24 protein-coding genes are annotated in these 26856 nt (G+C 59.3%); 13 read left to right on the top strand and 11 right to left on the bottom strand.

Annotated features, from left to right (window positions below; all coding sequences use genetic code 11):
* Positions 1 to 138: 138 nt before the first annotated feature.
* On the top strand, positions 139 to 1401 hold the full coding sequence (gene mtnK / locus FHJ80_RS04120) for an S-methyl-5-thioribose kinase (RefSeq protein ID WP_139525773.1): 1263 nt from the start codon (positions 139 to 141) through the stop codon (positions 1399 to 1401).
* 84 nt (positions 1402 to 1485) lie between these two features.
* On the opposite strand, the gene FHJ80_RS04115 is transcribed toward mtnK, so the two are convergent.
* Genes FHJ80_RS04115 through mtnB form a run of 3 tightly spaced genes read right to left on the bottom strand, consistent with a single transcriptional unit; the run spans position 1486 to position 3343 of the window.
* Positions 1486 to 2034, bottom strand: coding sequence for an acireductone dioxygenase (locus tag FHJ80_RS04115; RefSeq protein WP_139525772.1), 549 nt, complete (start codon positions 2032 to 2034; stop codon positions 1486 to 1488).
* Positions 2035 to 2069: 35 nt separating this feature from the next.
* Entirely contained in the window at positions 2070 to 2756 is a 687-nt protein-coding gene (gene mtnC, locus FHJ80_RS04110; protein WP_139525771.1) for an acireductone synthase, read from the bottom strand.
* Positions 2756 to 3343 carry a methylthioribulose 1-phosphate dehydratase gene (gene mtnB / locus FHJ80_RS04105; RefSeq protein WP_139525770.1) on the bottom strand — a complete coding sequence of 196 codons (588 nt, stop codon included), beginning with the start codon at positions 3341 to 3343 and terminating at the stop codon, positions 2756 to 2758. The genes mtnC and mtnB overlap by 1 nt, the downstream gene beginning before the upstream one ends.
* A gap of 105 nt (positions 3344 to 3448) precedes the next feature.
* Here mtnB and mtnA point away from each other — a divergent pair, with 105 nt between their 5' ends.
* Positions 3449 to 4468 (top strand): S-methyl-5-thioribose-1-phosphate isomerase, encoded by a 1020-nt coding sequence (gene mtnA, locus FHJ80_RS04100; RefSeq protein WP_139525769.1) that lies wholly within the window; start codon positions 3449 to 3451, stop codon positions 4466 to 4468.
* Here the strand turns inward: mtnA and recQ are convergent.
* From recQ to FHJ80_RS04070, 6 genes are all read right to left on the bottom strand, one after another.
* Positions 4465 to 6585 (bottom strand): DNA helicase RecQ, encoded by a 2121-nt coding sequence (gene recQ, locus FHJ80_RS04095; protein ID WP_139525768.1) that lies wholly within the window; start codon positions 6583 to 6585, stop codon positions 4465 to 4467. The two genes, mtnA and recQ, sit on opposite strands and share 4 nt — an antisense overlap.
* Before the next feature lie 62 nt (positions 6586 to 6647).
* The gene (locus FHJ80_RS04090; protein ID WP_139525767.1) at positions 6648 to 7490 is read right to left on the bottom strand and encodes a carbohydrate ABC transporter permease; all 843 of its coding nucleotides are present in this window, start codon (positions 7488 to 7490) and stop codon (positions 6648 to 6650) included.
* On the bottom strand, positions 7487 to 8371 hold the full coding sequence (locus FHJ80_RS04085) for a carbohydrate ABC transporter permease (RefSeq protein ID WP_139525766.1): 885 nt from the start codon (positions 8369 to 8371) through the stop codon (positions 7487 to 7489). The genes FHJ80_RS04090 and FHJ80_RS04085 overlap by 4 nt, the downstream gene beginning before the upstream one ends.
* 63 nt (positions 8372 to 8434) lie before the next feature.
* Complete coding sequence (locus tag FHJ80_RS04080) at positions 8435 to 9715, bottom strand: ABC transporter substrate-binding protein (RefSeq protein ID WP_139525765.1); 1281 nt, start codon at positions 9713 to 9715, stop codon at positions 8435 to 8437.
* A gap of 44 nt (positions 9716 to 9759) precedes the next feature.
* Entirely contained in the window at positions 9760 to 10890 is a 1131-nt protein-coding gene (locus tag FHJ80_RS04075; protein WP_139525764.1) for an ABC transporter ATP-binding protein, read from the bottom strand.
* 104 nt (positions 10891 to 10994) lie between these two features.
* Positions 10995 to 12413: a sigma-54-dependent Fis family transcriptional regulator gene (locus FHJ80_RS04070; protein WP_139525763.1), complete on the bottom strand. Its 1419-nt coding sequence runs from the start codon at positions 12411 to 12413 to the stop codon at positions 10995 to 10997.
* Between the two features lie 245 nt (positions 12414 to 12658).
* On the opposite strand from FHJ80_RS04070, the gene speB reads away from it, so the two are divergent.
* From speB to FHJ80_RS04050, 4 genes are all read left to right on the top strand, one after another.
* A complete protein-coding gene (gene speB, locus FHJ80_RS04065) occupies positions 12659 to 13609 on the top strand; it encodes an agmatinase (RefSeq protein ID WP_139525762.1) in 951 nt (316 codons plus the stop codon).
* A gap of 135 nt (positions 13610 to 13744) precedes the next feature.
* A complete protein-coding gene (locus FHJ80_RS04060; protein ID WP_139525761.1) occupies positions 13745 to 15127 on the top strand; it encodes a YjiH family protein in 1383 nt (460 codons plus the stop codon).
* Between the two features lie 10 nt (positions 15128 to 15137).
* Complete coding sequence (locus FHJ80_RS04055; protein ID WP_218013965.1) at positions 15138 to 16766, top strand: 5-guanidino-2-oxopentanoate decarboxylase; 1629 nt, start codon at positions 15138 to 15140, stop codon at positions 16764 to 16766.
* A 9-nt stretch (positions 16767 to 16775) separates the two neighbouring features.
* Positions 16776 to 18224 carry an aldehyde dehydrogenase family protein gene (locus tag FHJ80_RS04050; protein WP_139525760.1) on the top strand — a complete coding sequence of 483 codons (1449 nt, stop codon included), beginning with the start codon at positions 16776 to 16778 and terminating at the stop codon, positions 18222 to 18224.
* Between the two features lie 17 nt (positions 18225 to 18241).
* Here FHJ80_RS04050 and FHJ80_RS04045 read toward each other — a convergent pair whose 3' ends face one another.
* Positions 18242 to 19015 (bottom strand): SDR family NAD(P)-dependent oxidoreductase, encoded by a 774-nt coding sequence (locus FHJ80_RS04045; RefSeq protein ID WP_139525759.1) that lies wholly within the window; start codon positions 19013 to 19015, stop codon positions 18242 to 18244.
* Positions 19016 to 19271: 256 nt separating this feature from the next.
* On the opposite strand from FHJ80_RS04045, the gene FHJ80_RS04040 reads away from it, so the two are divergent.
* The 3 genes from FHJ80_RS04040 (at position 19272) to FHJ80_RS04030 (ending at position 22210) form a co-directional block, all read left to right on the top strand.
* Positions 19272 to 20252 (top strand): TRAP transporter substrate-binding protein, encoded by a 981-nt coding sequence (locus tag FHJ80_RS04040; protein WP_139525758.1) that lies wholly within the window; start codon positions 19272 to 19274, stop codon positions 20250 to 20252.
* Positions 20253 to 20375: 123 nt separating this feature from the next.
* Positions 20376 to 20918 (top strand): TRAP transporter small permease, encoded by a 543-nt coding sequence (locus tag FHJ80_RS04035; protein ID WP_139525757.1) that lies wholly within the window; start codon positions 20376 to 20378, stop codon positions 20916 to 20918.
* Positions 20915 to 22210, top strand: a complete 1296-nt coding sequence (locus FHJ80_RS04030; protein WP_139525756.1) for a TRAP transporter large permease — start codon at positions 20915 to 20917, stop codon at positions 22208 to 22210. The genes FHJ80_RS04035 and FHJ80_RS04030 overlap by 4 nt, the downstream gene beginning before the upstream one ends.
* Positions 22211 to 22304: 94 nt before the next feature.
* Here the strand turns inward: FHJ80_RS04030 and FHJ80_RS04025 are convergent, their stop codons facing one another.
* Positions 22305 to 23246, bottom strand: a complete 942-nt coding sequence (locus FHJ80_RS04025) for an exopolyphosphatase (protein WP_139525755.1) — start codon at positions 23244 to 23246, stop codon at positions 22305 to 22307.
* A 420-nt stretch (positions 23247 to 23666) separates the two neighbouring features.
* Between FHJ80_RS04025 and FHJ80_RS04020 the strand changes: the two genes are divergently transcribed.
* The 4 genes from FHJ80_RS04020 (at position 23667) to FHJ80_RS04005 (ending at position 26777) form a co-directional block, all read left to right on the top strand.
* Positions 23667 to 23963, top strand: a complete 297-nt coding sequence (locus FHJ80_RS04020; RefSeq protein WP_139525754.1) for a hypothetical protein — start codon at positions 23667 to 23669, stop codon at positions 23961 to 23963.
* Between the two features lie 218 nt (positions 23964 to 24181).
* Entirely contained in the window at positions 24182 to 25288 is a 1107-nt protein-coding gene (locus tag FHJ80_RS04015; RefSeq protein ID WP_139525753.1) for a heparan-alpha-glucosaminide N-acetyltransferase domain-containing protein, read from the top strand.
* Between the two features lie 62 nt (positions 25289 to 25350).
* Positions 25351 to 26445: a serine hydrolase gene (locus tag FHJ80_RS04010; RefSeq protein WP_255303885.1), complete on the top strand. Its 1095-nt coding sequence runs from the start codon at positions 25351 to 25353 to the stop codon at positions 26443 to 26445.
* 53 nt (positions 26446 to 26498) lie between these two features.
* Positions 26499 to 26777 (top strand): peptidylprolyl isomerase, encoded by a 279-nt coding sequence (locus FHJ80_RS04005; RefSeq protein ID WP_016915098.1) that lies wholly within the window; start codon positions 26499 to 26501, stop codon positions 26775 to 26777.
* Positions 26778 to 26856 lie beyond the last annotated feature (79 nt).

Below are 26856 nucleotides of genomic sequence, written 5' to 3'. Positions count from 1 at the left end.
TTCTTTGCAACTGTCTCCGCAACCGTCTTCGCAACCACCGCCGCGCCCATCGACGGGGTTGACCGTGTCTCCGGCAGCGAATTGACAACGCTAACGGGGTATGACAAACACGACTTCATTTTGTGCGAGGAAGCAGCGGTGGCAAACGAGCAGACGTATCGAGCGCTAGCAGTGGAGACCCTGGGGCAGCGGCTAGGGGAGGTGGAGGCCGTCGCTAGCCGCGTGGGGGGAGATCCTGCCGAGTGGCGCATCCGTGAGGTGGGCGACGGCAACCTCAACCTGGTATTCATCGTCACCGGCAGCATCGGTAGCGTGGTGGTCAAGCAGGCGCTGCCCTACGTGCGCATGGTGGGCGAGAGCTGGCCGCTGCCGCTCTATCGCGCCCACTACGAGTACTTTGCCCTGGTGCGCCAAGCCGCGCGGGCGCCCGGCGTGGCGCCCGAGGTGTACTACTTCGACAAGCCCCAGGCGCTGATCGTGATGGAGTATCTGCATCCGCACGTGATTTTGCGGCGCAAGCTGATCAGCGGCGAACGGGTAGAGAAGCTGGGCGCTACGTTGGGTGAATTCTGTGCGCGCACGGCGTTTCGCGGCTCGGAGCTCTCCATGGCGAGCCCGGACAAGAAAGCCGACGTGGGGCTGTTCTCTGGAAATGTTGCGATTCCCGCGATCACCGAATCGTTGGTGTTCACCGACCCCTACTACGGCGCGGAGATGAACCGCCATACGCCGGAGCTATCGCCCGTGGTGGATGAGCTGCGCCGCAACGCCCGCCTGAAGGCCAAGGTGCAGCGGCTGTTGATGAAGTTCACCTCGAACACCGAAACCATGCTCCACGGCGACCTGCACTCCGGCTCCATCATGGCCACCGACACCAGCGTGCGCGTCATCGACCCCGAGTTTTCCCAGTACGGCCCTATGGCGTTCGACCTGGGCATGGCGGTGGCGAACTTCTTCATGGCCTACTTTAGCCAGCCCGCTCACCGTGCGGAAGCCGAGCTAGACGCCTACCAAGCGTGGATTTTAGAAGTGATCACCGAGTGCTTTAACCGCTTCGACGAGACGTTTCGCCATCTCTGGCAAACCGAGCGCACCGGGATTCTATTTCCCAAAGCGCTGTTCGAAGATCAGGGTAACAGCGCCGACGACGCCTGCGATGCGCTGCTGGATGAGATTCGTGAAGATGCCCTGGCCTACTGCGGCATCGAAATGCACCGCCGCGTGCTCTCGCTGGCCCACAACGCCGACTTCGAAGAGATCGAAGACACTGGCTTACGCGCCGAGTTGGAAGCGCGCAACGTGTTGATGGGGCAAACGCTGATCATGGAGCCGGAAGCCTACTGTGATCTCAACGCACTGGCAGAGCTGGCCAAAACGTTTAACCAGAAAGCGGTGTTGTAAGCGCACAACAAAAGAGGCCGCGTTAGTGCACAAACGCTAACGCGGCCTCCTACTATTCACGACTGACCATTCACTATTTAACCGTTAAAGCTGATCCAAACGATCGAACTTCCCGGCGATGTCGCTTTCGGTCCAGTGGGGCACCCAGCCTTCCACGTTGTCGAAGAAGCGCAACGCGGTGAATTCCGGTTCTGGCCCCATATCGAACCAGTGTGGGGTGTTGGCGGGTACGCTGATCAGGTCGTTGCGGGTGCAAAGCACTTGGTAGACCTTATCCTTGATGTGCAGGCAGAACAGCCCCTGGCCTTTGACGAAGAAGCGCACTTCGTCTTCGTGGTGGCGGTGCTCGTTCAGGAATTTCTGGCGCATCGCGTCTTTATCCGGGTGGGTGGGCACCATGTGCAGCACGTCGACGGTTTGGTAGCCGCCCTTGGCTTTGACCCGGTCGATGTCCTCCTGGTAGAGCGCCAGAATCTCTTCCTGGGTGGCATCGTCGGCAATCTCGCCTGGGGTTGCCCAGCGCTCGAACAGTACGCCTACCTGGTTTAGCTCAGCGGTAATCCGTTCGCCGTCGGTGGTGTCGATGAGGGCATCATGGGGATTGTTATCGGCAAATACTTTGAGTTGCGACATCGTAAGCTCTCCTTGAAAGTGACGAGACAGAAACGTTACAGGGGGATCTCGTCGAAACGGGTGACGCACGGGTGGCGGGTGCCCGCCTGGGTACCTTCACGCACCAGCTGTAGCGTTTGCATGCCCGCCTGCTGGGCCGCGTCCAGCTCTTCGACCACATCCGACAGGAACAGTACCGACTCTGCAGGTAGATCGAGCGCCTCGACAATGCGCTGATAGGCCGCGGCCTCACGCTTATGGCCAATATGGGTGTCGAAATAGCCGCTGAAGAGCGGGGTCAAATCGCCCTCATCGCTATAGCCAAACAGCAATTTCTGCGCCTGCACCGAGCCTGACGAGTACACATACAGCGCCTTGCCTTCCGCCTGCCACTGGCGCAGGGCTGGCGCGACATCCGCGTATAAATGGCCGGTGAAGTCGCCGCGCTGGTAGCCGTCGGCCCACACCATGCCCTGAAGGGCTTTCAGCGGCGTCACTTTTTGGTCGGTGTCGATCCAGTGCAGCAGCGTGGCGATTACCGCTTCCAGCGAGGCGTTGGCGTCCTTCATGACATCACGCACGGCATGGATCTGCTCGGCCACCGCCAGGGCCTCTGCGTTCTCGCGCAGAAAGTCGGGCAGCTTGGCGTAGGCGTAGGGGAACAACACGTTATGGACGAAATTGATATCGGTAGTGGTGCCTTCGATATCGGTCACGATGGCGCGAACGGTTGGTTGACTCATTAGGACCACCGGCTCTCTTCCAGTACACAGGCAAGTAAGAATTCAATCGCTTCCAGGTGACGGCGGCAACTGGCGATACTATCGCCGACGGCGTAAATACCGTGGCCCTCGACCAAAAAGCCCCAGGGCATCGGCCAGCCGAGTCGTACATGTCTAGCCAACTCAACCATATCTTGTTCATTAGGTACGACCGGCAAGCGAATAGTGGCTTCGTGGGTCTCATTACCTGTCAGCGCCTTTTGCATCTCGAAGCCGCTCAGTTCGATGCCGTCGGGAAAGCGCCGCGACAGCACGGTGCTGGCCACGGTATGAACGTGCAGCACACAAGCAATCGTCGGTTCATAGCGATAAAGCGCTGCATGCAAGTCGCTTTCTGCACTTGGCTTGCCATCGCCGGAGCGTACATTGCCATCAAAGTCGCAGTGCAGCAGATCGTCCGGCTGGAGTCGGGTTTTATCCCGCCCGGAGGCGGTGACTATATAGCCCGTCTCGGTACGCGCGGAAAAGTTGCCGCCGGTGGCGGGCGTCCAGCCTTGCTGCGCCGCCCAGGAGATGGCGTCCAGCAGTTCGGTGTGTAAGGTGTTCATCGGGTCAGCATCGCCTCGTCTAGTGGCGGCCATTCTATATGATAAGCTTCGCGCCTGATAAGCCGCGCGCCGCGTTCTCCGGTTCAAGACCTCAAGGAGCCCTTCATGGTCAATTTACAGTCACGCAGTTTACGGGTGTATGCCGACGCGCTCGAGTATTTGGATCAGACTCGGCTCCCCCAGGCCGAAGAGTGGGTGCGCTGCGACTCTCCCGAGGCGTGGCAGCACGCGGTCAAACGCCTTGCCATTCGCGGGGCGCCGCTGATCGGCTTGAGCGCCGCCTTCGTATTGGCCCAGTACGCGGCGCGCCATCCGCAAAGCGATTGGCAGTTAGTGAGCGACCGCTTACGGGCAACGCGCCCGACGGCGGTGAACCTAATGTACTGCCTGGATGCCATGGAAGCCTGTTTTGCCCAGGGCGCGGACGCCCTGGCCGAGCGTGCCAAAGCGCTGTTCGAAGAGGACCGTGCCCTGTGCCAACGCATGGCCGAGCGGGGCGCCGACCTGCTGGCCTCCGGCGACCGCGTGCTAACCCACTGCAACACCGGCGCGCTGGCCACGGCGGGCGTAGGTACCGCAATTGGCGCGCTGGCCATCGCCAAACAGCGCGGCATCGATCTGCATGTCTACGTGGATGAGACCCGCCCGCTGCTGCAGGGCGGCCGCTTGACCGCCTGGGAAATGGCGGACCTGGGCATTCCCTACCAGTTGATCACCGACAGCATGGCGGCCAGCCTAATGGCAGCGGGCAAGGTGGATAAAGTGATGGTCGGGGCGGATCGCATCTGCGCCAACGGCGACTTTGCCAACAAAGTGGGCACTTACATGCTGGCGGTGGCGGCACACTACCATCAGGTACCGTTCTACGTGGTGGCCCCTTACACCACGGTCGACCCCGCCTGCGCGACCGGCGCGGCGATTCCCATCGAGCAGCGCGATGGCGCGGAAGTGCGCGGTGTTGCAGGGGCGTTTGGGGAGGTGGAGTGGGCGCCCTCTGAGGCGCCGGTGTGGAACCCGGCGTTTGACGTGACGCCCGCGTCACTGGTCACCGCCTGGGTGTTGGATACCGGCGTGTTCGACTCAGCGGCGATTGCTCGGGGCGAGCATCTGCGGGGATGGCGCTAACCCTTGGCGGCCAGAGATGCCCGCACGCAGTGCAGAACCGAGTAATCGATACGGCCTTCCAGCGCTTCGAACACCACTTTCAGCCCCTGGCCTGGAAACTGTTCGAAGGCGGCGTGAATCTGCGCCAGGGTCGCCGGGTCCAGGCTGACCACCTCTTCCAGGGCCAGTTCGCCGCCTTGAATGGCATCGCTCAAATGGCGGTAGACCGTGTTGGCGGCCAGCCCGCGCTGCTCGGCGACTTGTTCGGGGGTGAACCCCTGGCGCAGCAGCGTGGCGGATTCCATGGCGCTATTGCCAATGTCAGTGGGCGTTTCCGGCTCATTGGGGTGCGCCAATACCACTGCAAGAAATCCTTCGCCGTAATCGGCCAGCTTGCGTGCGCCGATGCCTGAGATGGCGCCCAGTGCCTGCAGCGTTTGCGGTTTTTGTGCTACCAGCTCGGCCAGGGTGGCGTCGTTGAAGATCACGTAGGCGGGTACGCCCTGGGCATCGGCAAGCGCTTTGCGATGCTGGCGCAGCGCTTCCCACAGTACGCCGTGGCCCTTGGCGGCAGACGCCCCTTTGGCACCGCGCCGCGCGGGCTTGCTGGGTTTGCGCAGGGTGAGACGTTGCTCACCGCGCAGTATGGGCCTGGCGTTGGCGGTGAGCTTGATCGCGCCATGGCCCTCCATGTCCACGCTTAGATAGCCGCTGGCGATCAGCTGACGAAACAGCGCTTTCCACTCGCTGGCGGTGAGCTCCTGGCCGATGCCGAAGGTGCTCAGGCTGTCGTGGCCAAAGCGGCCAATACGCTCGTTGCGCTTGCCGAGCAGCACATCCACCAGATAAGTGACGCCAAAGCGCTGTTCGGTGCGGTAGACACACGACAGCGCCTTCTGCGCGGCCACGGTGGCCTCCCAGGTGTCAGGCGGGGTGAGGCAGTTGTCGCAGTTGCCGCAGGGTTCATCTAGCGAATCGCCAAAGTAGTGGAGCAGCGCCTGACGACGGCAGCTGATGATCTCGCAGAGCCCCAGCATGGCATCGAGCTTCTGTTGCTCGATGCGCTTTTGCTGGTCGGCGGCACTGGAGTCCTGCTGCATCTGGCGCAGGGTGATCACGTCCTGAAGGCCGTAGGCCATCCAAGCATCGGCGGGCAGCCCGTCGCGTCCGGCGCGGCCGGTCTCCTGGTAGTAGGCTTCGATGCTTTTGGGCAGGTTGAGGTGCGCCACGAAGCGTACGTCGGGTTTGTCGATGCCCATGCCGAAGGCAATGGTGGCGACGATCACCACGCCATCTTCGCGCAGAAAGCGGGTTTGGTGCTGCTGGCGCTGCTCGGCTGACAGTCCGGCGTGGTAGGGCAGCGCGGTGAGTCCCTGGCGGGCCAGCCAGGCGGCGGTCTCTTCCACCTTACGGCGGGAGAGGCAGTAGACGATGCCCGCCTCGCCGTCGTGATGCTCGCGGATGAAACTCAGCAGCTGCTCTTTGGCATTGCCCTGATTTTCAGCGATGTGGTAGCGAATATTGGGGCGGTCGAAGCCGTTGTTGTAGAGCGCGGCTTCCTGAAGCTGAAGATGCTCCATGATGTCGTGCCGGGTAGGCACGTCGGCGGTGGCGGTGAGCGCGATGCGCGGCACGTCAGGAAAACGCTGGTGCAGATGGGAGAGCTGGCGATACTCGGGGCGGAAATCGTGCCCCCATTGGGAAACGCAGTGGGCCTCGTCGATGGCGAACAGCGCAATGCGCGTCTGCTCCAGCAGCATCTGCATGCGCGCCGTGGCCAGCCGCTCGGGCGCGACGTAGAGCAGGTCCAGCTCGCCTGCGCGCAGGCGGTTCTCCACCTCCATCGCCTCATGCATCTCAAGGCTGGAGTTGAGATAGGCGGCGCGCACCCCGTTCTGAATCAGCGCGGCCACCTGGTCCTGCATCAGCGCGATGAGCGGCGAGACCACGATGGCAGTGCCTTCACGCAGCAGCGCCGGAACCTGATAACACAGCGATTTACCGCCGCCGGTGGGCATCAGCACCAGCGCGTCTCCGCCGCCCGTCACGTGCTCGATGATGGCCTGCTGCGGGCCACGAAAGCGCTCAAAGCCAAAGACGTCTTGCAGTACCTTGAGGGCTGCCGGGTCGCCGTGCATCGCTGCTCTCCTTGTCGTGTGCGTGAAGGAGAATTGTCGCACGAAAACTCGAGTGAGTTGGGTTAGCGAATCCCCGCCCGTAAAAACGATTGCAAGAACTGGCGCTGGAACAGCAGAAAAGCCACCAGCAGCGGCGCAATACTCAGCAGTGTGGCAGCGCTGACGGTGGCCCAGTTGACGCCGGTTTCTGGCGCGGAGAACACGCCCAATCCCACCGTCAGCGGGCGGCTTTCCACGGAGTTGGTCACCACCAGCGGCCACAGGAAGTTGTTCCAGTGGTGGCTGATCGACACCAGCCCGTAGGCCAGATAGGTGGGCTTGGCCAGCGGTACGTAGACCTTCCACAGGATTTCCAGCCAGCCACACCCCTCGATACGGGCGGCGTCCTCCAGCTCTCGGGGGATGGTCTTGAAGGTCTGACGCAGCAGGAAAATGCCGAAGGCGCTGGCCACGTAGGGCAGGCCAATGCCGGTGATGGTATTGATCAGCCCCAGCTCGCTGGCGATACGGTAGTTCTCGACGATCAGCACTTCGGGAAACACGAACAGCTGAATCAGCACCAGCATGAACAGCAGGTGCTTGCCGGGGATCGGAAAGCGGGCAAAGGCAAAGGCGGCCAGCGTGCAGACCACGAACTGGGCCAGTACCACGCCGGTCACCAGCGCGAAGGTGTTCAGGTAGTAACGCGCAAAGGGGGCCTGGGCCCAGGCGTTCGTGAAGTTGTCCAGCGTCAAAGGCGCCAGCAGGTCGAAACGTACCATGTAGGCGGGCGGGTGAATCGCGGCCCACACCGCGTAAAGCAGCGGAAAGATCCAGATCACGGCCAGCAGCCAGGCCGCCAGGGTTTCCAGGCGGGGCAGCGCCAGGGTGCGCCGTGGCGACACCGGAAAAGAGAAGGTACTCATTGGTAGTGCGTCCTGCGGTCCAGGATCGTGAACTTCAGCGTGGCCACCACCGCCAGTACCAGCAGAATGACCACGGTGATGGTGGCCGCCATGGTGCGGTCGAAGAAGGAGAACGCGTTCTCGTAGACGTAATAGAGCAGCAGGTTGGTGGCGTTATTGGGCCCGCCCTTGGTCAGAATGAACAGGTGGTCGACCACCCGCACTGCATTGATCAGCGCGTTGATCAGCACGAACAGCGTGGTGGGCATCAGTAGCGGAAAGGTGACCCGCCAGAAAAAGCTCCAACGGTTCGTCCCTTCAAGGTCGGCAGCCTCTTTTAACTCGGGTGGGATGCTCTGCAGCGCCGCGAGATAGAAAATCATAAAAAAGCCGGCTTCTTTCCACACCGACATGACGATGACCGAGCTTAACGCAACGCTTGGATCGCCTAGCCAGTTAACGCCGGAAAATCCCAGCGCACCGAGCACACTGTTGAACAGCCCAATCTGCGGCGCATAAAAAAACATCCAGATATTGGCCGCGGCGATCATGGGTAGAATGGTGGGCGTGAAATAGGCCATACGTACAAAACCGCGCCCCGGCAGTTTGCCGTTGACGAATAGCGCCATGCCCAAGGCCAGCGCAATAGAGGTGGGAATGGTACCCAGTGCATAGACCAGATTATTGCGGGCTACCTGCCAAAACGTTGGGTCATCGAACAGCACCTGATAGTTCTCGATGCCCACGAATTCAGGGGGCGCACCGCGGAAGCCGGGTAAGAAAAGGCTGTTAATGACCGTAGAAACGGTCGGCAAATAGGCAAACGTTGTCAGCAGCACCGCAGCGGGTAGCAGCAGAAGCGCGCCATAGAGCTGCATTTTGCGGTGGTCGTTGAATGACATAGAGCAGTACCAGACGTTGGAAAAGCCGGGGCATGCCCCGGCGAACAGTCATATGTCTGACGATTAGCGTGCGTAGCGGCGCAACACGCTGTCGGCTTCTTGTTGTGCTTGGTTAAGTGCTTCTTCTGGCGACATCTGTCCGGTCAGCGCCGCTTGTACAGCGTTATCCAAGGCGCGGCGAATGCGGCCACCTTGGTAAGTGGAAAGCTCCGCCGTGCCGTGTTCCAGCTGGTCACGGGCGACCGCTGCGGGTGGGAACTCTGCCACATAGCGTTGTAGCGCGTCGGTTTCGTAAGCGGCGGGGCTAACGCCCATGTAGCCGGTCTCGATCGACCATGCGGCGGCACGCTCGGGGGCGGTCATCCAGCGGATGAAGGTCATCGCCGCGCGTTGCTCCTCTTCACTGGCATCCTCGAAGATGTAGAAGTTGCCGCCACCGGTGGGGCTGCCGCGCTGGGTCTTCATGGGCAGCATGGCGACGCCAAATTCGAAATTGGCCTCGTTGCGCACGGCGGTCAGGTTACCCGTCGTGTGCCACATCATGGCGGTGGACTGCTCTAGGAAGTTCTGGCGCAGGGTGCCCCACTCGATGGTGCCGCTGGGCATGGCGTCGTGCTCGGTAGCCAGCGACACCCAGTATTCGAGAGCTTCGATGGCGGCCGGGTCGTCAAAATAGACCTCGGTGCCATCGTCGTTCATCAGGCGATGGCCGTTCTGGAAGGCGAACGCCTGGAACATCCAGTAGGGGTAGCCGGTGGACGGTACCATCACGCCCCATTGTTCTCCGTTCGAGGCTTCGCGCACGGCAGCCGCCATCTCGGCCATCTCTTCCCAGTTTTCCGGCGGCGTTTCCGGGTCCAGGCCAGCGGCTGCAAAGGCGTCCTTGTTCCAGAACAGCACGATGGTGGAGCGCTGGAAGGGAATGCCGTAGGTCTTGCCATCCAACTGACCGTTCTCCATCAGGCCGGGGTAGAAGCCATCCAGCCACGCTTGCTCTTCCTCGGTGTCGATGAGGTCATCAAAGGCCACGATGGCGTTCTGCTCGATCAGCTCGTACAGGTCGATGGAGAACAGCACCGAGAGCTGAGGCGTATCCCCTGCCTCCATGGCAGACATGGCGCGCACGCGAGTGTCGTCGTAGTTGCCTGCGTAGATGGCTTCTACGTTGATATCCGGGTGTTCGCTTTCGAACTCGTCCACCAAGTTGTCAACGACCTCGGTCAGTGCGCCACCTACGGAAACAGGGTAGTACATCGTCAAGTCGACACTGTTAGCGCTGGCGTGACCGGCACCTAACAGTGCTGCGGCGATGGCTGTCATTGCAAAAGAGAACTGAGAACGCATGAGAGACTCCACAAGTGTTTGTGATGTTGTCAGGATGAGAGCGGTCAGTGTTGGAAAGAGCCCACGGCGGGCGGGCGCGGTACGCTTCGATGCGAAGCGGGTAAGGCAAGAGGCGCTAACGCTTGCTGACGCAGACCCTGTTGATCAAACAAATGGGCGCTATCTGGCGTCCAGTAGAGTTTGCAGGGCTTACCCGAGAGCGCTTGCTTACCGCTAAGGCGAACGCGCACGGTGTGATTGCTGACGGCGACATGGGCAATCGTGTCGGCACCTAAGTACTCATCACTGAGTACCTGGGCCGGAATGCCTGCCTCGGATGCTGGGCGCAGTTCGATATCTTCAGGGCGCACGCCCAGCTGCCCCCCGGCGGCCTCCATGGGAGCCACTGGAGTCGAGGGTTCGCCCTCGATAACGGCCCCCTGGTCACCTTGCACTAGAGGCAAAAGGTTCATGGCTGGGCTGCCAATAAAGCTGGCGGCAAACGCACTGGCGGGCTGGTTATAAAGTTCGTCGGGTGTGCCGTCCTGCACGATATGTCCCTGTTGCATCAAGATCACACGGTCTCCCATACTCATGGCCTCCACCTGATCGTGAGTGACGTAAACCACCGTCATATCGAGTCGTGATTGCAGGGCTTTGATCTCCCTGCGCATATCGCTGCGCAGCCGCGCATCGAGGTTGGACAGCGGCTCATCCATCAAACAGATGGGGTGCTCTGAGATAATCGCTCGCGCCAGCGCCACCCGCTGACGCTGGCCGCCGGAAAGCTGGGCCGGTTTGCGGTGCAGGTAATCCGTCAGGTCCACCAGCTCGGCCACCTGGGCCAGGCGCTGCTGCCGTTCTGCCTTCGCTACCTTCCGGCTGCGCAGGCCAAAGACGATGTTGTCGGCCACGCTCAAATGCGGAAATAGCGCATAGGACTGAAACACCATGCTCAGCCCACGGTCGCCAGGTGGCAGGCGTGTCACATCGCGCTCACCAATATGAATCTCCCCTCTGCTGGCTTCTTCCAAACCTGCGATCATGCGCAGCGTGGTGGATTTTCCACAGCCTGACGGCCCCAGCAGGATGACGAACTGCCCAGGCTGAATGTCGAAGGAAATGTCGTTGACTGCCGTGGTCGCGCCCCAGTGCTTGGAGACGCTTTGAAGGCGTATTTGCGGCTGTTGTGACATAGCACCTCCAAGATTGGCCGTGGGCTTATAGGTCAATCATGTGATGGAGGTGTTGCGGTTGAATGACGCTCGTGTGGCAGGGGTGTGACGTATGGGGCTAAGCATCAACGAGAGATGTTAATGCCGTAACGCTGCAACCGGCGTACGACGCTGGACTGGCTGATACCCAGCCGCTTGGCGATGGCGTAGGTGCTGGGCAGCGTGTGACACAACGTTCGTAGCGCGTCCCGCTCTAACCGCTCTAGGTACTCTTTCAAGCTTTCGCCTGAGGCGAGCGGTGCCGCGATAGGTGAAGCAGATACATTCGCCAAGCGGTGGGTATGCTGTTCGGTATAGGCCTGCGTTGCAGGCACTTCAATTTGATCGGTGGGGCTTGAAAGCCAGGCTCTCTCCAGCCAGTTTTCCAGCTCCCTGACATTACCCGGCCAGTCGCTGCCCATGAGGGTCGACCATACGTGATTACCGAGAATTTTCTGCCGCCCATAGCGCTGGTTTAGCCGTTGTAAGCATGCTTCCACCAAGTCGGGAATATCCTCACGTCGGTCGCGCAGCGGTGGCAGGGTGACCGGGATGACGTTGAGGCGGTAGTAAAGGTCGAGGCGGAAACGCCCCGCTTCCACCTGCTTGCCCAAATCCTGATTGGTCGCGACCACCAAGCGAAAATCGACCCGGCGGGAGCGCGTATCCCCAAGGCGCGTCAGGCTGCCATCCTGGATGACTTTCAACAGCTTGGTTTGCATTAACAACGGCAGCTCGCCGATTTCATCCAGAAACAGCGTGCCCCCTTCGGCCTGTTCCAGCAGCCCCGCTTTGCCTTGCCGTGCTGCACCGCTAAACGCGCCGGGCTGGTAGCCGAACATCTCCGACTCAAACAGGTTGTCGGGAATTGATGCGCAGTTGACCTCGATGAAAGGGCCTCGATGGCGCGCGCTCCAGCGGTGTAGCTGCTTGGCAAAGGCTGTCTTGCCCACACCGGACTCCCCCAGCATCAGTACATTGGCATCCGATGGTGCCACGCGCTTGAGCAACAGGGCGATTTCCCGCATCACATGGCTTCTGACCTGAAGGTGGTCCAGCGCAGCATCCAGCGCTTGCTCTTCGGCATCGGGGGCGGCCTGGCTGCGTTTCAAGTGCTCACTAAAGCGTTTTTGCAGCAGGGCGTATTCGTCCTGCAGCAGCTGAAGGTCGGTCAAATCCCGTGAGCGGCTGACAATGCGCTCCAGCTTGCCGTTGACGAACACGGGGTAGGCTTCTGCGATGACGCGGCGACCCGTGCCGGTGATTTGCATTAGCTGAGCGGGCTGGCGGGTGCGCATCACTTCCAGGGTGATGGAAGGTTTCAAAACGCCGGCCGCCTGCAGCTGTTGAACGCTGCTGGAGAGCAGCTCTTCCCGCGAGACGCCGTACACCGCCTCGGCACCTGGGCTTATATCCAAGATTTGACCGTCGCCACTGACAATAAAAAAGTGGTCATTCGCGGTTTCCACAATGGTTTGCAGTACGCGCCTGTCGATTTCACTCATGCGTCCCTCCTTATCTACCGCCGCCGCTTTTATAGCGTTGGATGAACAGAGTGATGCAAAGATGACTCGTTGATTCATTTTTGCATCGTTTCATCGGCTAATCGATTCATTTTTGCATCGATAAAGCAAGAAACCTACCTATTTATCAGCGCGGGTAACTTGGCATGGTCTGTGCAGTACCTGTGTATGAGCTAGATAAATCGCTAGGCCGTCAGGCTAGCCACAATAAATCCAAGGAGAGAACGATGTCGGAATTCAATCAGCCGCTGGGCGGCAACACCATGCCGCGCTTTGCAGGCCCTGCCACCATGATGCGCCTGCCCACACAAGAGAGTGCCGAAGGGCTGGATGCAGCGTTTATCGGCATTCCCATGGATATCGGTACATCGAACCGCCCCGGTACGCGCCTAGGACCCCGCCAGATTCGTGACGAGTCGCGCATGTTGCGTCCTTATAACATGGCAACAGGCGCTGCGCCGTTCGAGCACCTTCAGGTTGCCGATATCGGTGATGTGCCCATCAACACCTTTCATCTACCGAAAAGTGTCGACATCATCACCGCTTTTTACGATGACGTACTGAAGCACGGCTGCATTCCGCTGACGCTGGGCGGCGAGCATACGCTGACGCTACCAATCTTGCGTTCTATGGCGAAAAGACACGGCCCGGTGGGGCTGATTCATATCGATGCCCACGCGGATGTGAATGAGCACATGTTTGGCGAGCCCATTGCGCACGGCACGCCGTTCCGTCGTGCCCAGGAAGAAGGCTTGCTGGCTCATGGCAAAGTCGTGCAGATCGGCCTACGCGGCACCGGCTACGCCCCCGAAGATTTCGACTGGTGCCGGGAGCAGGGTTTCCGCGTAGTGCCCGCCGAAGAGTGCTGGCATCGCTCGCTGGCCCCACTGATGGCCGAAGTGCGTGAGCAAATGGGCGATACCCCGGTGTACATCAGTTTCGACATCGATGGTCTGGACCCTTCGGTCGCCCCCGGTACCGGCACGGTGGAAATGGGCGGGCTGACCTCTGCCCAAGGCTTGGAAATCGTGCGGGGCGCTGCGGGCTTGAATATCGTTGGTGGCGATCTAGTGGAAGTGTCGCCACCCTACGACCCCAGCGGCAATACAGCGCTCATGGGGGCCACGCTGCTGTATGAAATGCTCTGTGTCTTGCCGGGCGTTAAACGTAATACCTAACCCCAATACGCACGGATTCATGAAAACGCGCTGACCTAACAAGGCGCAGATGACAATACATGAGAAGGGAAGTCTCGCTTCCCTTCCGGACGCCGCCAGCCCACCTCCAATAATCACACTCAAAAGGTGAATCGTATGTCTCATTCTCAAGCGAAGTCGGAAGAACCGACATCGACGGCCCCCATCCCTAGCCGAGATTTACTGAAGTTTCTGATCCCTTCCATCATTGGGGTAATGCTGTTTTTGGTGCCTTTCCAAATAGGTGATTCGATCAATATTGGCATGGGGATCATGGCAGATGGGCTGCAATCTCTGCTGGAGGACGCCTTACCCGCTATCGCGTTGTTCGTATTGTGCCTATCAGTCGTCGTGACGCTCTACGTTAAAGTCACCCAACCTGCCTGGGCGAAAAGTGGGCCTTTCCACGATATGTTCAATGTGGGCGCGATTTGGATAGCCATGCGGGTCTTGGGTGCCGTTTTTGTCATCATGACTTTTTTCCAGTTTGGGCCTGAGTTCGTCACTGCGTCGTTTACCGGCGGTGTCATGCTCAATGACTTAGCCCCCGTGTTGTTGACCTTTTTCTTCTTTGCTGCCGTATTGCTGCCATTTCTGGTCGAATTCGGTTTCATGGAGTTCATTGGCACCATGGTACGCAAACCGTTTCGCATCATTTTCAACTTGCCTGGGCGAAGCGCTATCGATGCGACTGCCTCTTGGATGGGGTCGGGAACGGTGGGCGTGCTGATTACTGCCCAACAGTACGAGCAGGGCTATTACAATGGCCGCGAAGCCTCGGTGATTGCAACGAACTTCTCTGTCGCGTCCATCGCTTTTAGTCTGTTAGTAGTCAATTTCGTCAATCTCAATCACCTGTTCGTGCCGTTCTACTTTACCGTCGTGGTGTCGGGCTTAATTGCTGCGGTGGTTGTCTCGCGGATTCCGCCGCTGTCGCGTAAATCCGATGACTACTACGAGCCGGTCGGCTGCCAGTTAAGCGAGGAGCGCACCGAAAACGTGGGCCTGTTCCGCTACAGCCTGTTGCAGGCCACCCGCCGCGCGGCAGGCGCGCCAGGGCCAAAAGAACTAGCACGGTTGGCGCTGCTCAACGTTATCGACATCTTCTTGACGCTGTTGCCGCTGGTGTTTGCGATTGGCACCGTAGCGCTGATTCTGGCCGAGTTCACGCCGCTATTTACCTGGCTCTCTTACCCCATGGTGCCGGTGCTGGAGCTGCTGCGGCTTCCCGAAGCCCAGGCGGCCGCCCCTGCCACGCTGGTAGGATTCGCGGACATGTTCCTGCCTGCCGTGCTGGCCACCAACATCGATAGCGAGCTGACCCGCTTCGTGATTGCCTGCCTCTCCATGACGCAGCTGGTGTATATGTCGGAAATTGGTGCGCTGCTGCTCAAGTCGAAGATTCCCATCAGGTTCTGGGAGCTAGCCGTGGTGTTTCTGCTGCGTACGGCCATTACGCTGCCAATCATTGCCTTCATGGCCCATACGTTTTTCTTCTAAGAGGTCATGTATGAACGAGTCAACGACGATGACCTGCGCCGACCTGTTGATCCGCCTGCTGCGCGATACCTACGGCGTGCGGGCACTGTTTGGCATTCCCGGTGTACACACGGTCGAGCTGTACCGTGGCCTGGAAGGCAGTGAGGTAGAGCACATCACCCCGCGCCACGAGCAGGGGGCTGGCTTCATGGCCGATGGCTATGCCCGTGCCAGCGGTCAGCCGGGGGTGTGCTTGATCATCACCGGGCCGGGGATGACCAATATAGCCACCGCCATGGGCCAAGCCCTGGCGGACTCCATTCCTATGCTGGTGATCTCCAGCGTCAACCGACGCGATACCTTGGGTTTAGGTCAGGGGCGGCTGCACGAACTGCCCAGCCAGCAGCAACTGATCAGCGGCGTGACGCGGTTTAGCCACACGCTGCTGGATGCCAGCACGCTGCCGGAAGTACTGGCCCGCGCCTTTGCCGTGTTCAGTGGTGCTCGCCCAGGCCCGGTACATATCGAAATCCCTATCGATCTGTTTAATGCGCCTGTCAGCGTGCCGACTAGCTGGCAAGCGCCCACGCTATACCGCGCGGCTCCCGACCCGGAAGGGCTGGCCGAGGCGGCTCGGCTACTCAAGGCGGCGCAGCAGCCTCTGGTGCTGTTAGGGGGTGGTTGTGTGTCAGCGCCAGACGCCGCCAGGGCCCTGGTAGAGCAGCTGGATGCCCCCACGGTGACGACCATCAACGCCAAGGGACTGCTGGGGCGTGATCACCCGCTGGACCTGGGAGCCAATGCCGCACTGCCCGCTGTGAGGGAGCTGGCTGCCAGTGCCGATGTGATTTTGGCCATAGGCACCGAGCTGGGCGAAACCGACTATGACGTCGTTTTCGACGACGGCTTTCATCTCAACGGCACGCTGATTCGTATCGACATCGATCCCGAGCAGCTGGTGCGCAATCAGCGTACTACGCTCGGCCTGGTGGGCGATGCCGGGCGGAGTTTGCAGCTTCTGCTCAAGCATTTTTCTGAGCCTCTGAAACGTCAGGGCGTCGAGCGAACGGCCTCTACTCTGAACGCTTTGGATTTGGCCAACGATCCCGCGTTTAGCGATTTCGTGCCCCTCTACGCAACGCTGGCCGACCATTTGCCTGACGCCATTCTCGTGGGCGACTCCACCGCGCCGGTGTATGCCGGCAACCACCTCGTCAGCCAGCCCGCGCCGCGCCGCTATCTCAATGCGTCTACTGGCTACGGCACCTTGGGCTATGGGCTACCTGCGGCACTAGGGGCGCAGCTAGCCCGGCCAGATTTACCCGTCGTAGCGTTGGTGGGGGATGGCGGGGTGATGTTTACACTCTCGGAACTCGCCACCGCCGTGGAAGCTCGTCTGCCCGTGGTCGTCGTGCTATGGCATAACGCCGGTTATGAAGAGATCCGCCGCTATATGGATGCCAACGGCGTAGCTCGCTTGGGGGTCGATATTCAAGCGCCCAACTTCCTGACTCTGGCCGAAGGCTTCGGCTGCCCGGGCATGCTGGTAGAGAGCCCCGACGAGCTTTCCGAGGCGCTCGCCAACCGTGCTCCCAGCGGGCCGCTACTGATCGAGATCGACGCCGCTGCCTGGCAGCGCGCGTGCTCACCTTCTGACTAGGACGTTTCCATGCAGACACTCAACCAGCAGTTCATCAACAACCAGTGGGTTGCATCGAAGGGCACCCGTTTGCTCGACGTGATGAATCCTTACCTCGAGGAGCGTATTGCCCAGGTCACAGCGGGAGATGCGACAGATGTCGATCTTGCCGTAAACGCCGCTCAACAGGCTCAACCTGAATGGCAGGCGTTGGGAGGGGCCGCACGTGCCAACTACCTCGATGGATTTGCTGATGCACTAGCGTCTCGTCGAGAGGCATTGATCACCCTGTCGGCCACCAATAACGGTAAGCCTCTGGTGGAAGCAGGTGTTGATCTGGACGATGCGATTGCCTGCTATCGCTACTACGCCAAGCAAGCCAAAGCGCTGGATGCCCGGCAAGGGGAACGGGTCAATGTCGACATGGACGGCGTTGAAGCACGCACGTATCACGACCCTGTCGGCGTCGTGGGGCTGATCGCACCCTGGAACTTCCCGCTAGTGACCAGTGCCTGGAAGCTGGCGCCTGCCTTGGCTGCAGGCTGTACTGCCGTGCTCAAACCGTCGGAAGTGACGCCACTGCCTGAACGGGTGCTGGCGGAGATCGCGCTGGAAATCGGCTTGCCCGCAGGGGTGTTGAATCTGCTCAATGGTGACGGTAAGGGCATCGGTGCGCCGCTGACGAACCACCCTGGCGTGGATAAAATCTCCTTTACCGGCAGTAACCGCGTGGGCGAGGCCGTCATGCAGGCTGCCAGTACCCGCACCGCGAGCGTATCGCTGGAGCTGGGCGGTAAATCGCCCATTGTAGTGATGGAAGACGCAGACCCTGCCCAAGCCGCTGACTGGGTGATGGCCGGTATCTACTTCAACGCTGGGCAGATCTGCTCAGCCACGTCGCGTCTATTGGTACACGAAGACATTGCCGAAGCACTTTATGCGGCGCTTGCCGAACGGATGGATGCGCTGACACTGGGCGACCCGCTTGCCGAAGGTACCGACTTAGGGCCGTTGACCAGCGCCAAGCAGCGCGATGCGGTAAAGCGTTATCTGGATATTGCCGAGCAGGAAGGCCTCACGGTAGTGCGCGATGGGCGGCACCGCACGCTACCCGCGCAAGGCTATTTTCTAGCACCCACACTTTACCGGGATGTGCCGGTAGAGAGCCGTTTGTGGAAAGAAGAGATCTTCGGCCCCGTGCTTTGCGGCCATAGCGTGACCAGCGATGCCGAAGCCATTCGGCTTGCCAATGCCAGTGACTTTGGCCTCGCCGCCACGGTGATCAGTGGTGATCCGGAACGCGCCAAGCGCATTGGCCGCCAGTTGAGGGCAGGCAGTATTTGGTACAACAGCGAGCAGCTCGTACTGCCCGAAACCGCCTGGGGCGGCTTCAAGCGTAGCGGCATTGGCCGCGAGTTGGGGCCTTGGGGACTGAGTGCCTACCTAGAGGTGAAGCATGTGGTTGGCCCAGCGACGTAATGCGCCGAGCCCAACACTCACGTTTGATTGCGCAAAATGGTCGGTGCTGACCACTGCTGACACACGGGCATGACTTCCAGGCGGGTGATGTTGACGTGGGCAGGCAGGGAGGCCACATGCAGCGCCTGCGTGGCCACGTCTTCCGGCTGGAGCGGTTGAGCACCTTCGTAGTAGCGGTCGGCGACGCTCTGGTCGCCCTTCATGCGCACCAGGGTGAACTCGCTGGCCGTCATGCCGGGGGCCAGGTCCGTGACGCGAATGCCCAGCGGGCCCACGTCACAGCGTAGGTTATAGCTGAACTGCTCCACGAAAGCCTTGGTGGCACCGTATACATGGCCGCCCGGGTAGGGCGTATTGGCGGCAATGGAGCCCAGGTTGATGATCGTGGCCCCTGAGGGAGAAGCGCACAGATGCGGCAGCAAGTGCTTGGTGACGTTGACCAGCCCTTTGATGTTGGTATCGATCATACGGTGCCAGTCATCCAGTGATGCTTGCGGTGCCGGATCCTTGCCCAGCGCCAACCCGGCATTGTTGATCAGCGTGCGCACCCGCTGAAAAGGCTCGGGCAAGGCCGCCACGACGTTGGCTACCGCTTTGGCGTCGCTGACGTCCAGCGTCGCCGTATGAGTCGGCACTTGTTTTTCAAAGGTCGCCTGTAGCTGCTCTAGACGTTCCTGGCGCCGGCCTGTCAAAACGAGTGCCCAGCCTGCCTGGGCAAAGAGGTGAGCGCACGCGAGCCCAATGCCGGACGTCGCACCGGTGATGAACACGACCTGCTTGGTTTCGTGCATGGAGAATACTCCCACAGTGACTTGTTATTGAACTGCTCGGGAAAGCGTCATTGGGTGACGAATCCGAGCGCTTGAGTATCCATCTTTAGTCGCACTCTTTTGCCGCATCTTTGAAAAGGCGCCATTCTCTGGGCGATTGCAGCCATCGTCATTGACGAAGCCTGCCTTCTCGAACGCCGATTTGAGCACCTTGGCGGCTTGTTTCAAGATCGAGCCAGCATCACACCCAATAACGACAACCATAGAGAGCCTTCCCATGCGGAAACACCTGCTTGCCACGCTGGCGACCTTAGGCATGTTGACGACAGCCCCGTTCGCGCTGGCCAACCCCATTGAGATTCAAGTCAATAACACCATGAGCGAGGGTGGTTCCGAAAGTGCCGCCGTAGAGCGCTTCGCTGAGTATTTGGAAGAGAAAGCGCCCGGTCGCTTTGACGTGCGGCCTTTCCTAGCCGGTTCGCTAGGCGGCGAAAACGCCGTGCTGGAACTGCTCAACTTGGGTCAAACCCAGCTCTCCATCACCGGCGGTAACTGGCGCCAGCAGTATGCGCCTGAATATGACGCCATTACGGTTCCTTTCGTATTCACCACTTGGGAGGACGTGGATGCCTACATGGAGAGTCCCTCCGGCCAAGCGCTGGTGGAGCAAGCCGAAAGCCAGGGCGGCTTGAAGTATTTTGGTTTGCAGCACCGCGGGCCCCGCCATATGACGGCGAATAAAGAGATCCACACGCCGGACGATCTGGAGGGTTTCCGCCTGCGCCTACCGTCGCTGCCAGTATGGCTGGAAGTGTGGGAAGAGATCGGTGCTCAGGTCGTCAACGTGCCCGCGCCCGAAATTTATCTTGCCATGCAGACCGGTCAGGTCGATGGTCATGAGAACTCGCTCTCCTCCCCCTACACTCGCCGTCTCTGGGAAGTACAGGACTACCTGATCATGACCAGCCACGTACAATTCCCGTGGAGCTGGGTGGCCAGTTCACGCTGGTGGGACGGCCTCGAAGCCGAGGACCAAGCGCTGATCGAAGAAGCGATCGACGTGGCCCGTCAATACGGTTCAGAGCAAGAGCGCGAACTCGACGAGTTCTATCTCGAGGCCCTTCAAGAGGAAGGCATGACCGTGATCGAGCCAGACGTTACGCCTTTCCGTGAAGCCGCGTTACCGGCCATTGACCGCGTCATGGCGGATATGGCCGACGGTGTTCGTGAAGACGCGCTGGGTCATCAAGACCCGTAACACACGTAGCACAGCGCTCGCGACGGCCCCTTGGGTCGTCGCTGTTTTAGACGTCAGGTCAATACGCTATCAACGACTGGTTTCCATAGGCGATCAAAAAACGTTCAGATAAGGAGCTTTCTGGTGGAAGACGCGGTAGCGCCCAGCAAAGGGTTGGATCGAGTGGCTTTCTATACGCTAAGGAGTGTGACTCGTCTCTGCGACGGGGTGGGCGTTGCGCTCATGGCCGCTATTCTGCTGCTGATCGTGGCGGCCGTGATTGCCCGCGACCTGCTCGGCATTGGGATGCCCTGGACAGAAGAGGTGGCTTCGATGCTAGCCATCTATGCCATTGGTTTTGGGTCTTTATCGGCTTGGGTGCGCGGCGAGCACCTTGCCGTTGATCTGTTTAGTCACAAGCTTTCCGGCCTGGGTCGGCATGTTCAATATCGTCTCACAGCGCTGATCTCGTTTGGCTTTTTCGCGCTTGCCGCTTGGGGGGCGTGGATCATGTCGGACGTGAGCGCCAACAATAAAACCGTCTCGCTTAGCATCAGTTTCAGTTACCTCTATTACGGTGTCTTTTTCAGCTTTGTTGGCATGGCGCTGATCGCCCTGTGGCAATGCGTGCGTGGTCCCGTGGTGTGGTTGGGCGCGGCCCGTGAAGAGGAGGCCTCTCGGCCATGACCGAACTACTGATATTCGTCGGCGGCCTGCTAGTGCTCATGGCAATAGGCTTGCCTGTCGTGGTCGCCATCGGCGTGACGTCCTTTGTTGCCCTCGTCGTGACGGGAACCGGCGGGTTGCCCGTCGAACTGTTGCCGTTACGGATGGTACAAACCCTCAATAACTTTACGCTTTTAGCAATCCCGCTGTTCATCTTGGCCGCCAATATCATGAATATCGGCTCCACCACGACGCGCATTTTTGACTTTGCCACCGCTTTGGTGGGCTTTACCAAGGGTGGCCTGGGCCACGCTAACGTGGTCGCCAGCTCTATTTTTGCCACTATGTCGGGCACTGCCGTGGCCGACGCTGCCGGGCTTGGCAGCATCGAAATCAAAGCCATGAAGGAGCGTGGCTACGCACTGGGGTACTCGACCGGCATTACGGCGGCCTCTAGTGTGATCGGCCCCATCCTCCCGCCCAGCATCGCCCTCGTGGTCTATGGCTGGCTGGCCAATGTGAGTATCGGTGGGCTGTTCATGGCGGGGCTACTGCCGGGCATATTGATGGCGCTGCTGCTCATGGGCATGACGCTATTGCTATCGACCAGTGGCAAGGTGGTGATGCCGAAGCCGGTTCCCTTCGATGCGTGTGAAGTCGTCCGCACGGGAAAACGCGCCATTCTTCCGTTGATGATGCCGGCGATCATTGTCGGTGGCATCTGGGGCGGCTTTTTCACACCGACGGAAGCAGGCGCGATTGCCTCGCTCTATGCGGTGATTTTGGGTGGCTTGATCTATCGCGATTTGAGTTGGCGGGATCTTTTCAATGCTTTCCGTCGCACCCTGATGTTCAGTGCGGTGATCCTGCTGATTATCGCGGTATCTAGCTTCTATGGCTGGATTCTCGTGCGTATGGGCATCCCCCAGGCGCTGGCGGGCCAAGTGGCTAGTATCGATATGCCCATGTTCGTGCTGCTGCTCTGCTTTGCGCTGTTCTTCCTGCTGATCGGCTGCTTCATGTCGGTGATCGAAAGCATCCTAATTTTTACCCCCATTGTGGTACCCGCCGCGCTGAGCGCCGGGCTGGACCCCGTACACTTCGGTATCGTCATGGTGATTACGCTGTCGGTGGGTGTGATTACACCGCCCTTCGGCACCGTGCTGTTCTTGATGGTGGGCATTACACGCTTACGCTATGACCAAGTGGTGACTGCGATACTGCCCTTCTTGCTGCCCATCCTGGCGACCATTCTGCTGCTGATTGCCGTACCTGGGCTGGCCACATGGCTGCCCGATGTCATGGGGTATTGAAGAAGAGTCGTTTGCTTCGCCCCTTAGACGCCGGTGACGTGAGGGGCGAAGACGAGGTGGGTATTAGAAGAACGAAGGTAGATAAGTAGCTTCTTTACCCATCCGCTCTAATCTTCTCGATAATCTCCGCCAGCGCTTTCTCTGCCTGGTCGTTATCGACTTGGCAGGTGCCCGCGTTCAGGTGACCGCCACCGCCGTAGCTTAGGCACAGCTCGCCTACGTTGGTGCGGCTGGAGCGGTTGAGGATCGATTTACCAATCGCTAGCACGGTGTTCTGCTGCTTGAGCCCCCACATTACGTGAATCGAGATATTGCAGTCGGGGTACATGGCGTAGATGACAAAGCGGTTGGTCGCGTAGATGATCTCCTCGTTGCGTAGGTCCAGCACCACCACGTTGCCATGTACGGTAGCGCAGCGCTTGATCTGCTCTTTCGCTAACGTTTCGTGTTCACGGTAAAGCGTAGTGCGCTCGTTTACATCGTCGAGGGCGAGGATTTCATCGATGGTGTGCTCTCGACAGTAATCGATCAACTTCATCATCAACTGATAGTTGGAAATACGAAAATCGCGAAAGCGGCCCAGGCCCGTGCGGGCATCCATGATGAAGTTCAGCAGCACCCACCCCTGAGGATCGAGAATCTCGTCTTTATTGAACTGGGCAGAATCACCTTTATCGACGGCGTCCATCATGTCGTCCCAGCGGGCGGGGAAGGCCTCATGTCCGCCGTAGTACTCCCACACCACGCGGGCCGCAGACGGGGCGTCTGCGTTGATGATGTGGTTGTCGGCCCGCTCGACGTTACGCACCGTTTCGCTCAAATGGTGATCGAAAGCCAAGTGGCAGCCAGGCACGTAGGGCAGGTTGGTGGTGATGTCGTTGGCATCGATCTCGATGTTGCCGTCCTGCATGTCCTTCGGATGCACGAAGGTAATGTCGTCGATGAGGCCCAAATGCTTGAGCAGGGCACCGCAAACCAAACCATCAAAATCGCTGCGGGTCACTAAACGAAACGTGGATGCTTGTTGGGTAGACATTTGTTTTCTCGATACGATGAACGGTGACCAAAAGATACCAGCAGTTATGTTGGGTTAAAATAAGCCTTTCTGGCCTTGCAACCTCTCCCGCCAACGCTTCTGCTTTGACCGCTATCTCTGATGCTTAATTAGCCTGCGTGCTGAATGGCATGAATCGCTGGGTCCCATGTGTCAAACATAAACAAGTTTTCGCTAATTAAAAGTCGCGGATCAGCGGATATATAGTTGCGTATTTATTCAATAAGCTTCTGAAAAATATATGATACATGGGTTTTGGGTATGCTCTGGTACGGTGGCTGCAATGACTGGGCAAGAGCGAAAAGTTAGGACGACTCGCCGCTCTTATCGATCGTGAAGATGCAACGTTGTGAATATTGAACGCTGAATTGAACGAAAGAGTTGCCATTAGGAGGCACGACCATGAAAAAGGAAGCTCTCAAGAAACTGGGTATTCTGGGTGTATCGTTTGGTCTGGTAGCAAGCCCGTTGGCGTTTGCGATGGAAGAGCACGAAGAGCAGCCTACAACACCGCAAGAAGAGACCATGCAGGACGAGCAAGGCACCTATAACTCCTACGACACCGGTCAGGAGCAGGATGCCACGACGGATGACGTGACCACCGAGTACGAAGAGGAAGAGCAAGAATTTACGTATGAAGAAGAGGAAGAAGAGCAGGAGCAGTGGGAAACGGAAAAGAACGACACGTCAGGCCAGTAACCCCCTCTTAGCGAAAGGAAGTCCTTCACCTCACGCTCATGGATGAGCAGCACAGTGCCCCGCCATTGCGGGGCACTGTTGTGTTGGAATTATTGTGTTGAAATTATTGTGTTGGAAGAGTGGCAACGTTTAATAACGCGCCGTATCACACTAGACGGATAGGCTATGGTAAAAGCAACGCTTCACTAACACGAACACCCTACAAGGACGTTGCTAACGTGTTTACCTGGCAAGAAGTGCCGCACCTTCCCCGTGCGGAAGGGCGTATAGATGCGATCGATCTCGCCCGTGGTATAGCGATTGGGCTGATGATTCTCAGCCACACGGTGAGCGGGCTGATTGGCATACGCAACGTGCCCGATTGGGGCATGGTGCCCGTCCACTTTCTTACCAAGTTCTCTTCTTCTCTGTTCATTTTAGTATTTGGGATTGCGCTGGCCGTGGCGTTTTTAGCGTCTACCCAAACGGATGCATGGCCAAGAAGGCGGCTAAAACTGTGGGTGCGCGCGATAGAAGTGTGGTTTTGGTACAAGGCGCTCACCATCGTCGAGATGCTGCCGTATTACGCGCCTGGCGATATTGTCGATGCGCTGCTTTACCAGCGCTTTGCGATTTGGGTAGAGATTCTCGGCTTTTACGCCATTGCGCTACTCTGGGTGCCGCTCGTGCTGCCGCTATGGGCGCGCGCACCGCTATGGAGTCGGTGTACGCTCATTATTGGCTTGACCGCGCTTTCTGCTTGGCTGCAGGGGTTAAGCTTTGGCGGTAACGATACCTTGAAAGCGTTGCTGGTCGATCATGAAGACCACTACACCTGGGGGCAGCTCAGCCGCGCGCCGCTGATTTTGACGGGCCTGCTGATCGGTGAAGCCCTGCTACGCTGCTATTTTGATACGGCGCTGCGGCGACGGCTGGTGCTGACGCTGTTGGGCGCAGGGGCGGTGATGGTCGCCGCGTTCTTTGGATTGGCCTTGTCCGAAGGCGATGTGTCCGCTGCGATGTTGGCGGTGGCGAATAACGATGGCAAGCACCCGCCTGGGCTAAAATTCACGCTGTACAGCGTGGGTGGTGCGCTGGTGATTCTAGGCATGGCGCTGGCGGGTGGGTCGGCGGCATCTCGGGTGTTGACACCGCTGACGGTCGTGGGTAGCGATGCCCTCAAAGCGTTCATTTTTCACATTGTAATGATTTTTCTGGTGCTGCGTTTTCTGCTGGAAGGAGAAGGCATGTACACCTATCCACAGGCGCTTGGCGTCGGTGGGCTGTTGATTATTGGGGCCGCGCTGTGGATTTGGCTAACGCGCTGGATCGCCCGATACAAATAATTCGCCACCATCAGCGGTAGGAGGTACGGTTGCGACAGTTTAAATGCTGGCTAGCGGCAGCGCTGGTAGGTGTTTTATTGCCCGCCAGCGCCACGGTATGGGCTAACACGAACTGGTATTACGAGGTCGATAAGCAGAGCCCTTGGCAAGGCGATCTAGACGCCCGAATAAGCGCCATTGAAGACGTATTTGGCGGAGCACTTGGCGTTTACGTTCAGAATCTCGCAACGGGCGAGGCGTACGCGTGGCAGGCAGACGCCCCCTGGTATTTGGCATCGCTGATTAAAGTGCCCGTGGCGGCTCAGGTGCTGGCCGAGCGTCAGGCGGGCACGCTCTCCTTGGATGAACGCCTGATCCTGGCACGTAGCGACTTTGTCGATGGCGCAGGGCCGGTCAATTGGCACGACCCCGGCACGCCGATCTCGGTGCGCTACCTGCTCGAGCAGATGCTTACCGTCAGCGACAACACCGCCACGGACATGCTGATCGACCGCGTCGGCCTGGATGCCGTGAATGCTCGTGCCCGCCGTATGATCGCTGCCAGCAACGGCAAGCCGGAGCATCTCGGCCCCATCAGCAAGCTGGTGGACGTTCGCCAAGGCGTGTATGGCCAATGGCATCCCGGGGCTCGCCAGCTGAGCGGGTTAGATTTTATCGCCCTGCGACAATACGGTGTGAACCAGCGCTCCGCTGCGTTGGCCCGTGTGCTGGACGTGAGCGAAGAAAGCTTCGGCCAACCCGACTATGACCACGCCTTCGATGCTTATGAAGCCACGGGTGAAAACGTCGGCACGCTGCGCGCCTATGGCGACCTACTGGCCAGCTTGCATCGCGGTGGCATGGAGGATATGAATGCCGAACAGCGCCAAACGCTGCTTGGCATCATGCAACGAACCCAATCCGGTGAGCACCGTTTGAAACGGGGCATGGGCCGCGCATTTACCTTTGCGCACAAAACGGGCACGCAGCATCGGCGAAGCTGTGATGCTGGCATTGCCTCTCGCGAGGTGCTCGCCTCCCAGGAGAGCCGCGCCGGAAACGGCCCTTGGGTCGTGGTGGCGTGTACCCGTGGGCCGCTCTCGGTGCAGGCGCACGAGCGCGCTTTGGCGAAGGTGGGCGAGGCGCTTCGTTATAGCGGTGCCTTGGGTCACGACTAGCGGCAGGCGTGGTAAACTGGCCCGCCAAATTGGTTTTATTAAAGGAGTTCGTTATGGCACGTGCCAGCGCCCGTCATATTTTGGTAAGCAGCGAAGAGCAGTGCAACGCGCTGAAACAAGAGATCGAAAACGGTCGTGATTTCGCCGATGTCGCCAAGCAGCACTCTAGCTGTCCTTCTGGTCGCCAAGGCGGTGACCTGGGTAGCTTTGGCCCCGGCCAAATGGTGCCTGAATTCGACAAGGTCGTCTTCAGCGGTGAACTCAATAAAGTGCATGGGCCGGTACAGACTCAGTTTGGTTATCACTTGCTCGAAATCACCAGCCGCACCTAGCACTCTGTCTGACTGGCGGCGCACGCCGCTTTTCCAGACATCGTCTAATCCCTTTTAAAGGCCGTCATGCACCGCGGCT

Origin of the sequence: Halomonas sp. BL6 (genome assembly GCF_006228115.1) — a bacterium.
GTDB classification, from domain to species: domain Bacteria; phylum Pseudomonadota; class Gammaproteobacteria; order Pseudomonadales; family Halomonadaceae; genus Vreelandella; species Vreelandella piezotolerans.
This window is presented reverse-complemented; position numbering and strand designations above follow the sequence as displayed.

Bases quoted from the DNA above. Each gene is read 5' to 3' on its own strand.
- FHJ80_RS04055 (WP_218013965.1), top strand. From the start codon at position 15,138: ATGAACGAGTCAACGACGATGACCTGCGCCGACCTGTTGATCCGCCTG.
- FHJ80_RS04020 (WP_139525754.1), top strand. From the start codon at position 23,667: ATGAAAAAGGAAGCTCTCAAGAAACTGGGTATTCTGGGTGTATCGTTT.
- FHJ80_RS04040 (WP_139525758.1), top strand. From the start codon at position 19,272: ATGCGGAAACACCTGCTTGCCACGCTGGCGACCTTAGGCATGTTGACG.
- FHJ80_RS04060 (WP_139525761.1), top strand. From the start codon at position 13,745: ATGTCTCATTCTCAAGCGAAGTCGGAAGAACCGACATCGACGGCCCCC.
- mtnC (WP_139525771.1), bottom strand. From the start codon at position 2,756: ATGAGTCAACCAACCGTTCGCGCCATCGTGACCGATATCGAAGGCACC.
- FHJ80_RS04045 (WP_139525759.1), bottom strand. From the start codon at position 19,015: ATGCACGAAACCAAGCAGGTCGTGTTCATCACCGGTGCGACGTCCGGC.
- FHJ80_RS04080 (WP_139525765.1), bottom strand. From the start codon at position 9,715: ATGCGTTCTCAGTTCTCTTTTGCAATGACAGCCATCGCCGCAGCACTG.
- FHJ80_RS04085 (WP_139525766.1), bottom strand. From the start codon at position 8,371: ATGTCATTCAACGACCACCGCAAAATGCAGCTCTATGGCGCGCTTCTG.
- FHJ80_RS04090 (WP_139525767.1), bottom strand. From the start codon at position 7,490: ATGAGTACCTTCTCTTTTCCGGTGTCGCCACGGCGCACCCTGGCGCTG.
- recQ (WP_139525768.1), bottom strand. From the start codon at position 6,585: ATGCACGGCGACCCGGCAGCCCTCAAGGTACTGCAAGACGTCTTTGGC.
- FHJ80_RS04115 (WP_139525772.1), bottom strand. From the start codon at position 2,034: ATGTCGCAACTCAAAGTATTTGCCGATAACAATCCCCATGATGCCCTC.
- FHJ80_RS04070 (WP_139525763.1), bottom strand. From the start codon at position 12,413: ATGAGTGAAATCGACAGGCGCGTACTGCAAACCATTGTGGAAACCGCG.
- FHJ80_RS04025 (WP_139525755.1), bottom strand. From the start codon at position 23,246: ATGTCTACCCAACAAGCATCCACGTTTCGTTTAGTGACCCGCAGCGAT.
- FHJ80_RS04050 (WP_139525760.1), top strand. From the start codon at position 16,776: ATGCAGACACTCAACCAGCAGTTCATCAACAACCAGTGGGTTGCATCG.
- mtnA (WP_139525769.1), top strand. From the start codon at position 3,449: ATGGTCAATTTACAGTCACGCAGTTTACGGGTGTATGCCGACGCGCTC.
- FHJ80_RS04075 (WP_139525764.1), bottom strand. From the start codon at position 10,890: ATGTCACAACAGCCGCAAATACGCCTTCAAAGCGTCTCCAAGCACTGG.
- mtnB (WP_139525770.1), bottom strand. From the start codon at position 3,343: ATGAACACCTTACACACCGAACTGCTGGACGCCATCTCCTGGGCGGCG.
- FHJ80_RS04030 (WP_139525756.1), top strand. From the start codon at position 20,915: ATGACCGAACTACTGATATTCGTCGGCGGCCTGCTAGTGCTCATGGCA.
- speB (WP_139525762.1), top strand. From the start codon at position 12,659: ATGTCGGAATTCAATCAGCCGCTGGGCGGCAACACCATGCCGCGCTTT.
- FHJ80_RS04005 (WP_016915098.1), top strand. From the start codon at position 26,499: ATGGCACGTGCCAGCGCCCGTCATATTTTGGTAAGCAGCGAAGAGCAG.